Raw genomic sequence first — 14,794 nt, forward strand, 5'->3', positions numbered from 1 at the left:
TCGTCCGATGCCGCTTGCCTACCGCCACCACCCGCGCCCGCCTTGCCGTGGCCCCGACGAACGAGGACGCTTCGCCCGTGATTTCCCCGCTCGAAATGACCCTGCTGCTGCTGCTGGCCTCGGTAGTGGGCGTCGTCGTATTTCGCTCGCTGAACCTGCCGCCGATGCTCGGCTACCTGACCGTCGGCATCCTGGTCGGCCCGCACGCGTTCGGCATCGCCGCGGACCTCGAACGGGCCGAGCATCTCGCGGAATTCGGCGTGGTGTTCCTGATGTTCTCGATCGGCCTCGAATTCTCGCTCGCGAAGCTGCGGGCGATGCAGCGGCTCGTGTTCGGGCTCGGGCTGCTGCAGGTGGTCGCGACCCTCGCGCTCGCGGTCGTGCTCGGCGCGTTGTTCGAGCGCTGGGTGCACATCACGTGGCAGGGCAGCGTCGCGCTCGGCGGCGCGCTCGCGATGTCGTCGACGGCGATCGTGTCGAAGATGCTCGCCGAGCGGCTCGAGATCGAGACCGCGCACGGTCGCAACATCTTCGGCGTGCTGCTGTTCCAGGATCTCGCGGTGGTGCCGCTGCTGATCGTGATCGCCGCGTTCGGCGCCGAGTCGTCGAAGGATCTCGCGCTCACGCTCGGGTTCGCGGCCGTCAAGATCGTGATCGCGCTCGCGCTGCTGCTGATCGTCGGCCAGCGTTTCATGACGCGCTGGCTCAACGTCGTCGCGCGGCGCCGCTCGCAGGAACTGTTCGTGCTGAACCTGCTGCTCGTCACGCTCGGCGCCGCGTTCATCACCGACCGCTTCGGCCTGTCGCTCGCGCTCGGCGCGTTCATCGCGGGGATGCTGATCTCCGAGACGCCATTCCGCCATCAGGTGGAAGAGGACATCAAGCCGTTCCGCGACGTGCTGCTCGGCCTGTTCTTCGTGACGACCGGGATGCTGCTCGATCCGCGCGTGATCTGGGAGCATCCGTTGCTGGTGCTCGGCTTCTTCGTCGGGCAGATCCTGTTCAAGGGGACGATGATCGCCGGGCTCGCGCGGCTGTTCGGCGCGACGCCGGGCGTCGCGATGCGCACCGGCATCGGCCTCGCGCAGGCCGGCGAATTCGGCTTCGTGCTGCTGAACCTGATCCTCGACCGGCATCTCGTCGATTCGACTCTGCTGCAGGCGATCCTCGCGTCGATGCTGCTGTCGATGCTCGCCGCGCCGTTCCTGATCCAGAACGCCGACCGGATCGTGATGCGGCTGTCGTCGACGGAATGGATGCAGCAGTCGCTGCAGATGACGCGGATCGCGACGCAAAGCCTCAAGCAGCGTGGCCACGTGATCATCTGCGGCTACGGCCGCGCCGGGCAGAACCTCGCGCGCATGCTCGAGCAGGAAGGTATTTCGTATGTCGCGCTCGACCTCGACCCCGATCGCGTGAGCGCGGCCGCGACGGCCGGCGAATCGGTCGTGTTCGGCGACGCGGCGCGCCGCGAGTCGCTGCTCGCGGCCGGTATTCATCGCGCGGCGGCCGTCGCGATCACGTATGCGAACACGCCGTCGGCGCTGCGCGTGCTGCACCACGTGCACGAGCTGGAGCCGACGCTGCCGGCGATCGTGCGCACGGTCGACGATGCCGATCTCGAGAAGCTGCTCGCGGCGGGCGCGACCGAGGTGATTCCGGAGATCGTCGAGGGCAGCCTGATGCTCGCGTCGCACACGCTGGTGCTGGTCGGCGTGCCGATGCGCAAGGTCGTGCGGCGCGTCGAGGAGATGCGCGACGAGCGCTACAGCCTGCTGCGCGGCTATTTCCGCGGCGCCGACGACACGGACGACGACGATCACGAGCAGGTGCGGCTACAATCGGTGCCGGTCGACGCGCGCGCGGATGCGGTCGGGCGCTCGCTGGAGGAGCTCGGGCTGTATGCGCTCGGGCTGGAAGTCACGGCGATCCGCCGGCACGGCATCCGCGGCGTCGAACCCGACCCGCAGACCAAGCTGCGCGCGAGCGACATCGTCGTGCTGCGCGGGCTGCCCGAAGCGCTCGCGCTCGCGGAGGAACGGCTGTCGCGGCATCGGCGCGAGCCGCCGGCCGCGCTCGCCTGAGTCGCGCTTCGATAACCTGACCCGTATTTATTCGAAACGGTGCCCGATCTTCGCGCACCGTTTTTTTCGGAGAGTTTCATGCCGCATTCGTCGCCGGGCGCACCGCTCGATCCGGTCGCCTTCATCCACAGCCAGATCCGCACCGTGCCCGACTGGCCGCAGCCGGGCGTGCAGTTCCGCGACATCACGACGCTGCTGCAGAGCCCGAAGGCGCTGCGCATCCTCGTCGACCTGTTCGTCGAACGCTATGTCGATGCGAAGCTCGACTACGTCGCGGGGCTCGACGCGCGCGGCTTCATCATCGCGCCGATCGTCGCGTACGAGCTGAGCGTCGGCTTCGTGCCGATCCGCAAGCTCGGCAAGCTGCCGTACAAGACGCGCTCGGAATCGTACGACCTCGAATACGGCAGCGCGACCGTCGAGATCCATGAAGACGCGTGCCGCCCCGGCGACCGCGTGATCATCATGGACGACCTGATCGCGACCGGCGGCACGATGATGGCGGGGCGCAACCTGCTGCAGCGGCTCGGCGCGGTCGTCGTCGAAGGCGCGGCGATCATCGACCTGCCCGATCTCGGCGGCTCGACGCTGCTGCGCAACGCGGGGCTGCCCGTCTATACCGTCACCGAATTCGCCGGCCACTGAACCACTGGAGCCGGCCCACGCCGCGAGGTCACGATGCCCAACTTCATGCTGTTTCTCGCCACGTCGATCGCGATCACGTTCGCGCCGGGTCCCGACAACCTGCAGGTGCTCGCGCGCGGCATCTCGCAGGGCCGCGCGGCCGGCTTCGTCGCCGCGCTCGGCTTTACGGCCGGAATCCTGTTCCATACGACGCTCGCGGCGCTCGGCGTCGCGGCGGTGCTGCGCTCGTCGCCGGTCGCGTTCCAGACGCTGAAGCTCGCGGGCGCCGCGTACCTCGTGTGGATCGGCATCAAGGCGCTGCGCAGCCAGGGCCTCGCGAACGCGCACGCGCGCCCGCCGCAGCCGCTTGGCGCGATCTTCCGGCAGAGCGTGATCGGCAACCTGATGAACCCGAAGGTCACGTTGTTCTTCGTCGTGTTCTTGCCGCAGTTCGTCGATCAGCACGGCGTGCAGGGCGTGACGCTGCAGATGTTTGAGCTCGGCGCGCTGTTCATGCTGCAGACGGCCGCGATCTTCTCGCTGTTCGGCGTCGGCGCGGGCGCGATCGGCACATGGCTGAAGCGCCGCCCGAAGGCCGGTGTGTGGCTCGACCGGATCGCCGGCGCGACCTTCATCGCGATCGGCATCCGCGTCGCGCTGAAGGACTGAGCCCGATGACGTTTCCGTGCATTGCGGCCGCGCGCCGCTTCGATCCGGCCGCGCACCTGCGTTTCGAGATCGCCGGCGTGGCCGTGGGCTGGGTGCGGCGCCAGGACATCGCGAAGCTCGCGCGCTGGCCCGACGTGTTCGAGCTGACGGACGCGCGCGTCGTGCTGTCGGCGCGCTATGACACGGTCGACGCGCGCAGCATGGCGCTCGCGAGCGCGATCGGCGCGCTGGCGGCCGAAGGCGCGATTCCCGGCTGGCGCGACGAGATCTATGCTATCCGCAACCGCTTCGACGATCCGCCGCTCGCGTACATCGAGCGCGCCGCGTCGCGCTTCTTCGGCACGCAGACTTATGCGGTGCACCTGAACGGCATCGTAGAATATGCGGCTGCGCCGGGTTCGCCCGCCGCGCCGCAGATGTGGCTCGGCCGCCGCAGCGCGACCAAGGCCACCGACCCCGGCATGCTCGACAACGTCGTCGCGGGCGGCATCGGCTGGGGCCTGGGCGTTCACGAGACGCTCACGAAGGAATGCTGGGAAGAGGCCGGCATGCTGGCCGAACTGGCGGCACGCGCGATCGCGGGCCGCGCGGTGCAGGTACTGTGTTCGCTGCCGGAAGGCACGCAGTCCGAACTGATCTTCGTGTACGACCTGCCGCTGCCGCGCGACTTCGCGCCGCACAACCAGGACGGCGAAGTGGCCGAGCACCTGCTGGCCGGCGTGCCCGAGGTGATCGGCTGGCTGCGCGAAGGCCGCGCGACGATGGATGCGAGCCTCGCGATGCTCGACACGCTGCTGCGCCACCGCTGGCTATCGGCGGCGGACGCCGCGGGCATCGACGCGCTGTTCGCGCCGGCCGCCTGACGCGCCACCTGGCGAGCCACCTGAAGGCGCCGCCTGCCTGCCCGGGCTTGGGCCCCAGGGTGAGGCCGGACGAACGGCCTATTTGACGAATACCGAAACGAAGGGAGTAGCGGTCATGTCGACCGATCACAGCTTTATCTTGAAACTGTCGTGCCCCGACCGGCATGGCATCGTCCACGCGGTCTCGGGCTTCCTGTTCGAGCGCGCCAACAACATCCTCGATTCGGCGCAGTTCGGCGACAGCCGCACCGGCGAGTTCTTCATGCGCGTGCACTTCGTGCAGGACGGCGAGGGCGCGGATGCCGCGTCGGCGCTCGACACGCTGCGCGAGGAATTCGCGCCGCTCGCCGAGCAGTTCGGGATGCGCTGGGAAATGCACGACGCGGCCGTGAAGCCGCGCGTCGTGATCATGGTGTCGAAGATCGGCCACTGCCTGAACGACCTGCTGTTCCGCTACCGCACCGGCCAGCTGCCGATCGAGATTCCGGCGATCGTGTCGAACCACAAGGAGTTCTACCAGCTCGCCGCCAGCTACAACATCCCGTTCCATCATTTCCCGCTCGTCGGCGGTTCGTCCGATGCGGCGAAGGCCGCGCAGGAAGCGCGGGTGCTGGAAGTGATCGACGAACACCAGGCCGATCTCGTCGTGCTCGCGCGCTACATGCAGATCCTGTCGCCGAACATGTGCCAGCAGCTCGCCGGCCGCGCGATCAACATCCACCATTCGTTCCTGCCGAGCTTCAAGGGCGCGAAGCCGTACTACCAGGCGTTCGACCGCGGCGTGAAGCTGATCGGCGCGACCGCGCACTACGTAACGACCGACCTCGACGAAGGCCCGATCATCGAGCAGGAAGTCGAGCGCGTCGACCACAGCATGACGCCCGACCAGCTCACCGCGATCGGCCGCGACGTCGAGTGCGTGACGCTCGCGCGTGCGGTGAAGTGGCACGTCGAGCACCGGATCGTGCTGAACGGGACGAAGACCGTCGTGTTCCGCTGATCGGCTGATCGGTGATGCGCGCCGGCCGGCCTGCGCAGGCCGTCGGTTGCCGCAAACAAGAACGCCGCGCCCTTGACGGGGCGCGGCGTTTTTTTCGCGTGATGCGCGGGGATCGGGTTGCGTCGGGTACGGCGCGTCAGATCAGCCGCAGCATGTATAGCTCGCGCTTCATGTACGCATAGAAGATCGGCGCGGCGATCACGCCCGGCAGCCCGAACGCGGCTTCCATGATCAGCATCGCGAGCAGCAGCTCCCACGCGCGCGACTCGATCTGGCCGCCGATGATCTTTGCGTTCAGGAAGTACTCGAGCTTGTGGATCACGACGAGGAACGCGAGCGACGCGATCGCGGTGCCCATGCTGACCGACAGCGACACCGCGACGATCAGCGTGTTCGAGATCAGGTTGCCGATCACCGGCAGCAGGCCGACGATGAACGTGACGAGCACCAGTGTTTTCGACAGCGGCAGCCGCTGGTGGAAGATCGGCAGCGCGACGAGCAGGTAGATGCCGGTAAAGGTCGCGTTGATCGCCGAGATCTTGATCTGCGCGAACACGATCCGGCGGAACGATTCGGCGAAGCGCGACACGCGCGTGACGAGCGCGGTCGACAGCGGCCGACGCACCTTGCCGTGCTCGACGCCGATCGCGATCATCGCGCCGATGATCATCCCGAACACCACGTGGCCGAAGCCGCGCGCGACGCTCTTGCCGCCTTGCTGGAGCTGGTCCATGTGCGAGTGCATCAGCAGCGCCGCCTTGGTCTTCATCTGTTCGACGTCGACCGGCAGCAGGTTCGCGATCCAGGCCGGCGTGCGGGCGCGCGTCTGCTCGACGATCTGCATCAGCTGGCCAAGAAGGCTCTGCAGGTTCGGCACCGTGTGCTCGAAGTGCTCGATGATGCCGATCGTCAGGCCCGTGAGCCCGCCGACGATCGCGATCGACAGCAGCACGACGGCGACCCAGCGCGCGCGCATGCTCGTGGTGTGGCGTTCGATCACCGGGGCGATCGTGTGGATCAGCTGATAGACCAGCATGCCGGCCAGCAGCCCGCCCAGCAGCTTGAGTTCGATGACGAGCACCATCGCGACGAGGGCGAACAGGTAGCTGCCGATCTCGATCGCCGACAGCTTCGGCAGGCTGAAGTCGCTCGTCAGCCGCACGCTGCGCAGGTGCGGCTCGCGGTTCTGCGCGTCGCGCGACTCTTGTTGCTTCTCCATCATGGATTCCTGTCGTTCGTGTGCCGTGCCGCGCGGTGGGCGACACGGCGGCGATCGCCCGGCGCCGCACCGGATTGGTGCGGATGGCGAACCTTACGACCGTAAAGTATAGCTGCCATTATGGTCCGCCACGGGGCTGTTTGGCTCGTGGTGTAAACGCAGAGGGGAAAACCGCAGAAGGGAAAACGAGGAGGTCGGCGCCGCCCCGCTGCCGGGCGCGCGCGGCCGGGCAGCCGCGCGCGGGAACGGAAAGTGTCAGCCGGCCGCCGCCTTGCGGGCCGGACGCTTGAGCAGCGGCGCGAGGTACTTGCCGGTGAAGCTCGCCTTGGTCTTCGCGACCTGCTCGGGCGTGCCCTGCGCGATGATCTGGCCGCCGCCGGCCCCGCCTTCGGGGCCGAGGTCGATCACCCAGTCGGCCGTCTTGATCACGTCGAGGTTGTGCTCGATGATCACGACCGTGTTGCCCTGGTCGCGCAGCCGGTGGATCACCTCGAGCAGCAGCGCGATGTCGTGGAAGTGCAGGCCGGTGGTCGGCTCGTCGAGGATGTACAGCGTGCGACCCGTGTCGCGCTTCGACAGCTCCAGCGACAGCTTCACGCGCTGCGCCTCGCCGCCCGACAGCGTCGTGGCCGACTGGCCGAGGCGGATGTAGCCGAGGCCGACGTCGAGCAGCGTCTTCAGCTTGCGGGCGATCACCGGCACCGCGCTGAAGAATTCGTACGCGTGCTCGACCGTCATGTCGAGCACTTCGCTGATGTTCTTGCCCTTGTACTGCACTTCGAGCGTTTCGCGGTTGTAGCGCTTGCCGTGGCACACGTCGCACGGCACGTAGACGTCCGGCAGGAAGTGCATCTCGACCTTCAGCACGCCGTCGCCCTGGCACGACTCGCAGCGGCCGCCCTTCACGTTGAACGAGAAGCGGCCCGGATCGTAGCCGCGCTCCTTCGCGGTCGGCACGCCCGAGAACAGCTCGCGGATCGGCGTGAACAGGCCCGTGTAGGTGGCCGGGTTCGAGCGCGGCGTGCGGCCGATCGGCGACTGGTCGACGTTGATCACCTTGTCGAAGTGCTCGAGGCCCTCGATCGCCTCGTGCGGCGCCGGCTCGGCCGACGAGCCGTACAGGTGGCGCGCGACCGCGTGATACAGCGTGTCGTTGATCAGCGTCGACTTGCCGGAGCCCGACACGCCGGTGATGCAGGTCAGCAGGCCGACCGGCAGTTCGAGATCGACGTGCTTCAGGTTGTTGCCGTGCGCGTCGACGATGCGCAGCATCCGCTCGGGGTCGGGCGCGAGCCGCTCGTCCGGGTATTCGATCGTGCGCTTGCCGACCAGATACTGGCCCGTCAGCGACTGCGGGTTCGACTGCACCTGCTTCGGCGTGCCTTCGGCCACGATCACGCCGCCGTGCTCGCCGGCGCCCGGGCCCATGTCGACGACGTAGTCGGCCGTGCGGATCATGTCCTCGTCGTGCTCGACGACGATCACCGAGTTGCCGAGGTCGCGCAGGTGCTTGAGCGTCGCGATCAGGCGGTCGTTGTCGCGCTGGTGCAGGCCGATCGACGGCTCGTCGAGCACGTACATCACGCCGGTCAGGCCCGAGCCGATCTGCGACGCGAGCCGGATCCGCTGCGCCTCGCCGCCGGACAGCGTTTCAGCGCTGCGCTCGAGCGACAGGTAGTCGAGGCCGACGTTGTTCAGGAAGGTCAGGCGCGCGACGATTTCCTTGATCACCTTGTCGGCGATCTCGCGCTTCGCGCCGTCAAGCGACAGGCCGTCGAAATAGCCGAGCGCGTCGCGCAGCGGCCAGCCGCTGATTTCATAGATGCCGCGCGCGTAGTCGCCGGTGCCGACCCGCACGTGGCGCGCCTCGCGGCGCAGCCGCGTGCCGTCGCACGACGGGCACGGCTGGTTGTTCTGGTATTTCGCGAGCTCTTCGCGCACCGCGACCGAATCGGTCTCGCGGTAGCGGCGCTCGAGGTTCGGGATGATCCCTTCGAACACGTGCTCGCGGATCGTCGTGCGGCCGCGCTCGTTGATGTACGAGAACGGGATCGTCTGCTTGCCCGAGCCGAACAGCAGCACCTTGCGGATCTTTTCCGGCAGGTCCTCGAACGCGGCGTCGATGTCGAATTCGTAGAACGCCGCGAGGCTCTGCAGCATCTGGAAGTAGAACTGGTTGCGGCGATCCCAGCCCTTCACGGCGCCCGCGGCGAGCGACAGCGACGGGTGCGCGACGACCCGCTTCGGGTCGAAGAACGTGATCTGGCCGAGGCCGTCGCATTCCGGGCACGCGCCCATCGGGTTGTTGAACGAGAACAGGCGCGGCTCGAGTTCCTGCAGTGAGTACGAGCAGATCGGGCACGCGAACTTCGAGCTGAACAGGTGTTCGTGGTCGGTATCCATCTCCAGCGCGATCGCGCGGCCGTCGGCGAGGCGCAGCGCGGTCTCGAACGATTCCGCGAGGCGCTGCTTCATGTCCGGCCGCACCTTGAGACGATCGACGACGACGTCGATCGTGTGCTTGTCGTTCTTCTTGAGCTTCGGCAGCGACTCGACCTCGTAGATCTTCGCGACGCCTTCGTTCGCGGTGCCGCCGCCCGAGCGCACGCGAAAGCGCACGAAGCCCTGCGCCTGCATGTCCTCGAACAGCTCGGCGTGCTCGCCCTTGCGGTTCGCGACGACCGGCGCGAGGATCATCAGCTTGGTTTCCTCGGGCAGCGCGAGCGCCGCGTCGACCATCTGCGACACGCTCTGCGCCTCGAGCGGGATGTCGTGGTCGGGGCAGTACGGCGTGCCGACCCGTGCGAACAAAAGTCGCAGGTAGTCGTGGATTTCGGTGACCGTGCCGACGGTCGAACGCGGGTTGTGGGACGTCGCCTTCTGCTCGATCGAGATCGCGGGCGACAGGCCCTCGATCAGGTCGACGTCGGGTTTCTCCATCAGCTGCAGGAACTGGCGGGCGTACGCGGACAGGCTCTCGACGTAGCGGCGCTGGCCTTCGGCATAAAGGGTGTCGAACGCGAGCGACGACTTGCCCGACCCGGACAACCCGGTAATCACGATCAGCTTGTGGCGCGGCAGGTCGAGATTGACGTTTTTCAGGTTGTGGGTGCGTGCCCCACGGATACGGATCTGTTCCATGAACCTGGCGAAAATGGAGGGAACCAAACCTGCTACTATAACGGCTTTTCGAGGCCGTCGTTGGGGGCCCCCAGCCTTTGCAGCAGCTGGCAGCAAGGCGGTGTCCACGCCGGGGAGGCGGCCGCGCCGCACGGCGCGAGGCGGCCCCGCAGGCTGCCTGCCCGACGTCCCGGAAAGCGCCAGCCAGGCCTGCCGGGCCGGTGGCCCTGATCTTCCGCCGCCCGCCGCCGGGCGGACATTCCGATCATTCGAAATTCATTCCCGATGTCCCATCCGTCCGCCACGTCTTCCCGCATGAGTGCGCCCGAACTGCGCGCGACCACGTCGCTCGCGGCGATCTTCGCGCTGCGCATGCTCGGCCTGTTCATGATCATGCCGGTGTTCTCGGTCTACGCGAAAACCATCCCGGGCGGCGACAACGTGCTGCTCGTCGGCATCGCGCTCGGGGCGTACGGCGTCACGCAGTCGCTGCTGTACATCTTCTACGGGTGGGCGTCGGACAAGTTCGGCCGCAAGCCCGTGATCGCCACCGGCCTGCTGATCTTCGCGCTCGGCAGCTTTGTCGCCGCGTTCGCGCACGACATCACGTGGATCATCGTCGGCCGCGTGATCCAGGGGATGGGCGCCGTGTCGTCCGCGGTGCTCGCGTTCATCGCCGACCTGACCTCCGAGCAGAACCGCACGAAGGCGATGGCGATGGTCGGCGGCTCGATCGGCGTGTCGTTCGCGGTCGCGATCGTCGGCGCGCCGATCGTGTTCCACTGGGTCGGGATGAGCGGGCTGTTCGCGATCGTCGGCGTGCTGTCGATCCTCGCGATCGGGGTCGTCGTGTGGATCGTGCCCGACGCGGCGAAGCCCGTGCACGTGCCGGCGCCGTTCGGCGAGGTGCTGCACAACGGCGAGCTGCTGCGCCTGAACTTCGGCGTGCTCGTGCTGCACGCGACGCAGACGGCGCTGTTCCTCGTCGTGCCGCGCCTCTTGGTCGACGGCGGGCTGCCGGTCGCCGCGCACTGGAAGGTCTACCTGCCGGTGATGGGGCTCGCGTTCGTGATGATGGTCCCGGCGATCATCGTCGCGGAAAAACGGGGCAAGATGAAGCCGGTGCTGCTCGGTGGCATTCTGGCTATCCTGATCGGCCAATTGTTGCTCGGCAGCGCTCCGCATACCATCCTGATTGTGGCGGCGATCCTGTTCGTGTACTTCCTGGGTTTCAACATCCTGGAAGCGTCGCAGCCGTCGCTCGTGTCGAAGCTCGCGCCCGGTTCGCGCAAGGGCGCGGCCACGGGCGTCTACAACACCACGCAATCGATCGGGCTCGCGCTCGGCGGCATCGTGGGCGGCTGGCTGCTGAAGCACGGCGGCGCGAACACCGTCTTCTACGCGTGCTCGGGGCTCGTGGCGGCGTGGCTTATAATCGCGGCCAGCATGAAAGCGCCGCCGCGCAAGGCCTGAACCTTCTTTTCGGGCAGGCACCGGCGGCGCTCGCCGGCTTGCCCGGCGGGCCGCTCCGACGACATTCGCGGGCGGCCCGGCATCGAATTTACTGGAGAAACACATGGCATCCGTCAACAAGGTCATCCTCGTCGGCAATCTCGGCGCCGATCCTGAAGTCCGTTACCTGCCGAGCGGCGACGCGGTTGCGAACATCCGTCTCGCGACGACCGATCGCTACAAGGACAAGGCAAGCGGCGATTTCAAGGAAATGACCGAGTGGCACCGCGTCGCGTTCTTCGGCCGTCTCGCCGAAATCGTCAGCGAGTACCTGAAGAAGGGTTCGTCGGTCTATATCGAAGGCCGCATCCGCACGCGCAAGTGGCAGGGCCAGGACGGCCAGGATCGCTACTCGACCGAAATCGTCGCCGACCAGATGCAGATGCTCGGCGGCCGCGGCGGTTCGGGCGGCGGCGGTGGCGGCGGTGACGAAGGCGGTTACGGCGGCGGCTACGGTGGTGGTGGCGGCGGCCGCGGCGGCGAACAGATGGAACGCGGCGGCGGCGGTCGTGCCGGCGGCGCGCCGCGCGGCGGTGCAGGCGGCGGCCAGAGCCGTCCGAGCGCGCCGGCAGGCGGCGGCTTCGACGAGATGGACGACGATATTCCGTTCTAAGCGGAACGCCGGTTCCCGATGTAAAGAGGGGCCCGAATCTCCACGCTGAATCACTGGTTCAGCCTGGATCTTCGGGTCCTTTTTTCGTCTACGCGTTTTTTGGGGTTTGGGCGGAACGTGCCCGATCGGGCGTGAGGAGCGTCGTGGTGGCGTCGTGCAAGGCGGGGAGAAGCCGCTGGCGCCGGCCGCGTCGGATGGGCGAGACTTGAGAATGGACTCCCCCGTCAGCGGACGTTCGTCGTCGCGGGCGCGATGGCTCTGACGTCTGTTGTGCTTACGTGGCGAGCATGCCGACCGCAAACTTCAACCGACGCAACCGCGCCGGTGAGCAGGTTTCCTGAAGACTGCAACGGCGCATTCCCGACATGGGGGCCGTGGCATTCACGCCCGAGTCGCCTGCTTCGGACGGTGCGGACCATGACAAGAGCGGCGCCGTGGCCGCCGCAGAACAGAACCGCTTACGCTTCCGTGACGATCGCGACCAGATTGCTGACGCGCTCGACGGATTTTCCACCCTTCGGCCAGCGGACCAGCGCGTCGCTACCGTTGATCGACAGGATCACGCCATCGCTGCGGTCCACGGCACCCGTGAACGTGACACGGTTTACCTTTGCCGACGGCGAAAACGAAGCCGCGCTGCGGCCCGGCAGCAGATCCATCAGGAACGAAAATACGGGGTACACGACTGCTCCTTCGCAAGCTTGAACTACGGGTTTTCCCTAGTTTAACAGTTCGGATGTTGCGTCGCAACATTAGCCCTTGTGCCCGTTCGTCGTGCGCGCGTCTTCCGTGGTGATTTCCAGTCGTTCGTCGCGCCGCTCAGCAAATCTCCCGGGCGGTTCGGGTATCTGATCGATGTCACGCGGCCGCCACGATTGACCGGCTAAGCTCGATTTTTCGACGTTTCGATCGAAGGAGACACAATGCGGCGGGTCGTATTCAACCAGAAGGGCGGGGTGGGCAAGTCGACGATCGTCTGCAACCTGGCGGCGATCAGCGCGAGCGAAGGGCTGCGCACGCTCGTCATCGACCTCGACGCGCAGGCGAATTCCACGCACTACCTGCTCGGCGACCGGGCGACCGACGCGCATCCCGGCGTCGCCGAATTCTTCGAGACCGCGCTGACCTTCAACTTCCGGCCGGTCGACGTCGCATCGTTCATCCATCCGACGCCGTTCGACGGGCTCGACGTGATGCCCGCGCATCCGGACCTCGACACGCTGCACGGCAAGCTCGAGTCGCGCTACAAGATCTACAAGCTGCGCGACGCGCTCAACGAGCTCGACACCTACGATGCCGTCTACATCGACACGCCGCCCGCACTGAACTTCTACACGCGCTCGGCGCTGATCGCGGTCGAGCGCTGCCTGATTCCGTTCGATTGCGACGACTTCTCGCGCCGCGCGCTGTACACGCTGCTCGAGAACGTGAAGGAAATCCAGCAGGACCACAACGCGGCGCTCGAGGTCGAAGGGATCGTCATCAACCAGTTCCAGCCGCGCGCGAGCCTGCCGCAGCGGCTGGTCGACGAACTCGTCGAGGAAGGGCTGCCGGTGCTGGCGTCGCGGCTCTCGGCATCGGTGAAGATCCGCGAATCGCATCAGCAGTCGACGCCGGTGATCCATCTCGAGCCGGCACACAAGCTCGCGCAGGAGTTTCGCGCGCTGCATCGCGAACTGGTCGGGTGAGAGTGTCGGCGCTGGCCCGGCCCGGCGGTTTATATACGATCATTGAATTCGTCATTAATAATCCCGGTAACGATTTCAAAATAAATCTGGAAAAACGATTACAGGGGAATCTGCCCTATTTTCCAATGCGCACCTGTTTTTCAAATAACCGGAATAATGACGGGGTAAATGTTACGGACGTCGCGGTGCGCCATGCCGTAAAAAAGTAAAAATCATTTCGGGACAAGGCGTTGCGACGTGGCCCCATTGTGTGCGGGCGCAGATGCGAGGAGATCAACCCGATCGATAAGGGTTTTTACCTACTATTAATGCCATTTAATTGACAATTAATCCATCTAGAATGGCAATCTTCAACTCCCCGCGGTCAATCGTGCCTGCGGGTTGTGAATAAGGAAGCGGACCTCGATCTGGCTTCCATTTTTTTCGTTCGTCTCTCGCATTGCTAACAGGAGCGTGCCCGATGTCCGTATTTGCCCCCGAAAAATTCGCCGCCGATTATCAGTCCGGAATTGCCGCCTGGTTCGCGATTGCGCGTCCGGCAATCAATGGTTTCGAGGCCGTCGTCGAACTCAACCTGCAAGCGGCCAAGACGGCGCTCGACGAATACGAGGACAAGCTGAAGAACGCGTTCAACGCGAGCAACCCGGCTGCGGGCTTCGCGCAGCAAGTCGCCGCACCGCAGGAAGCTGCCGGCAAGGCCGTCGCGTACGGTCGCCATCTGTTCGACATCGCGGTGTCGACGCAGGCCGAGTGGGCGAAGGTCGCGCAGGCGCAATACGAGCAGACCGACAAGCGCGTGAAGGAGGTGGTCGGCGAGCTGACGAAGCATGCGCCGGCCGGTTCGGGCGCGGTGGTCGCCGCGCTGAATTCGGCGCTGTCCGCGGCGACTGCCGCGGCAGACTCCGTGCGCGCAGCGACGGGGCAGGCAATCGAAGCCGCGCAAAGCGGTTTCGACGCGGTCAGCGAAACGGCGACGCGCGGTGCCAAGCAGACGGCGGCTGCCGCACGCAAGGAAGCCGCTTCGCGCGAATCGGCTGCATGAGCGCGTGTCGCGCGCAGGCGCGACACCATTGATCGAACGGCGCCGGCGGGCGCCGGCCGCCGCGTGTGCCGCGTGGTGGCCGGCGGCGTCCGGCTCGCCGCAACGTGTCCGGGCCCGGCTGGAGCGGGCGAATGGGCGGCGCGCATGAAAGCGCGAGCCCTGAGCCGCATCGCGGGTCGTATGGCGCTCAAGCGCCGACGTCGGCCGCCGTGCCGCCCGGCCCCGGCACGCGATACAGCATGCAACACGGATCGACCCACTGATTTCGATGCAGGAACAAAACATGACGGACGTAGTGATCGTATCGGCCGCGCGGACCGCGGTCGGCAAATTCGGCGGCTCGCTCGCGAAGATCGCGGC

Annotated in this window: 12 protein-coding genes; 9 read left to right on the forward strand and 3 right to left on the reverse strand. The window is 66.6% G+C overall.

Annotated elements, in window-relative coordinates:
* The first annotated feature begins 77 nt into the window (after positions 1-77).
* The 5 genes from DID99_RS09210 to purU all read left to right on the forward strand — a co-directional run bounded on the left by DID99_RS09210 (position 78) and on the right by purU (position 5,240).
* Entirely contained in the window at positions 78-2,084 is a 2,007-nt protein-coding gene (locus DID99_RS09210) for a monovalent cation:proton antiporter family protein (protein WP_044847457.1), read from the forward strand.
* A gap of 78 nt (positions 2,085-2,162) precedes the next feature.
* Positions 2,163-2,729 carry an adenine phosphoribosyltransferase gene (locus tag DID99_RS09215; protein ID WP_124486502.1) on the forward strand — a complete coding sequence of 189 codons (567 nt, stop codon included), beginning with the start codon at positions 2,163-2,165 and terminating at the stop codon, positions 2,727-2,729.
* A 33-nt stretch (positions 2,730-2,762) separates the two neighbouring features.
* Positions 2,763-3,377, forward strand: coding sequence for a LysE family translocator (locus DID99_RS09220; protein ID WP_124666529.1), 615 nt, complete (start codon positions 2,763-2,765; stop codon positions 3,375-3,377).
* A 5-nt stretch (positions 3,378-3,382) separates the two neighbouring features.
* Positions 3,383-4,240 (forward strand): NUDIX hydrolase family protein, encoded by an 858-nt coding sequence (locus DID99_RS09225; RefSeq protein ID WP_124666530.1) that lies wholly within the window; start codon positions 3,383-3,385, stop codon positions 4,238-4,240.
* A gap of 115 nt (positions 4,241-4,355) precedes the next feature.
* Complete coding sequence (purU, locus tag DID99_RS09230; protein WP_124486499.1) at positions 4,356-5,240, forward strand: formyltetrahydrofolate deformylase; 885 nt, start codon at positions 4,356-4,358, stop codon at positions 5,238-5,240.
* 136 nt (positions 5,241-5,376) lie between these two features.
* Here purU and DID99_RS09235 read toward each other — a convergent pair whose 3' ends face one another.
* Together DID99_RS09235 and uvrA are read right to left on the reverse strand one after the other, a co-directional pair.
* On the reverse strand, positions 5,377-6,459 hold the full coding sequence (locus DID99_RS09235; protein WP_185640882.1) for an AI-2E family transporter: 1,083 nt from the start codon (positions 6,457-6,459) through the stop codon (positions 5,377-5,379).
* Between the two features lie 255 nt (positions 6,460-6,714).
* Positions 6,715-9,600, reverse strand: a complete 2,886-nt coding sequence (gene uvrA, locus DID99_RS09240) for an excinuclease ABC subunit UvrA (RefSeq protein WP_044847452.1) — start codon at positions 9,598-9,600, stop codon at positions 6,715-6,717.
* Positions 9,601-9,864: 264 nt separating this feature from the next.
* Here uvrA and DID99_RS09250 point away from each other — a divergent pair, with 264 nt between their 5' ends.
* Together DID99_RS09250 and DID99_RS09255 are read left to right on the forward strand one after the other, a co-directional pair.
* The gene (locus DID99_RS09250; RefSeq protein WP_124666532.1) at positions 9,865-11,052 is read left to right on the forward strand and encodes an MFS transporter; all 1,188 of its coding nucleotides are present in this window, start codon (positions 9,865-9,867) and stop codon (positions 11,050-11,052) included.
* A 103-nt stretch (positions 11,053-11,155) separates the two neighbouring features.
* Positions 11,156-11,704: a single-stranded DNA-binding protein gene (locus DID99_RS09255; RefSeq protein WP_124486498.1), complete on the forward strand. Its 549-nt coding sequence runs from the start codon at positions 11,156-11,158 to the stop codon at positions 11,702-11,704.
* A gap of 458 nt (positions 11,705-12,162) precedes the next feature.
* On the opposite strand, the gene DID99_RS09260 is transcribed toward DID99_RS09255, so the two are convergent.
* On the reverse strand, positions 12,163-12,387 hold the full coding sequence (locus DID99_RS09260) for a hypothetical protein (RefSeq protein ID WP_044847449.1): 225 nt from the start codon (positions 12,385-12,387) through the stop codon (positions 12,163-12,165).
* Positions 12,388-12,627: 240 nt separating this feature from the next.
* Here DID99_RS09260 and DID99_RS09265 point away from each other — a divergent pair, with 240 nt between their 5' ends.
* Together DID99_RS09265 and phaP are read left to right on the forward strand one after the other, a co-directional pair.
* Positions 12,628-13,392, forward strand: coding sequence for a ParA family protein (locus tag DID99_RS09265; RefSeq protein WP_044847448.1), 765 nt, complete (start codon positions 12,628-12,630; stop codon positions 13,390-13,392).
* Between the two features lie 460 nt (positions 13,393-13,852).
* Positions 13,853-14,434: a TIGR01841 family phasin gene (phaP, locus tag DID99_RS09270; protein WP_124486497.1), complete on the forward strand. Its 582-nt coding sequence runs from the start codon at positions 13,853-13,855 to the stop codon at positions 14,432-14,434.
* The last annotated feature ends 360 nt before the right edge of the window (positions 14,435-14,794 follow it).

This window comes from Burkholderia sp. Bp8986, assembly GCF_003854225.1.
In the GTDB taxonomy this organism is placed as follows: Bacteria; Pseudomonadota; Gammaproteobacteria; order Burkholderiales; family Burkholderiaceae; genus Burkholderia.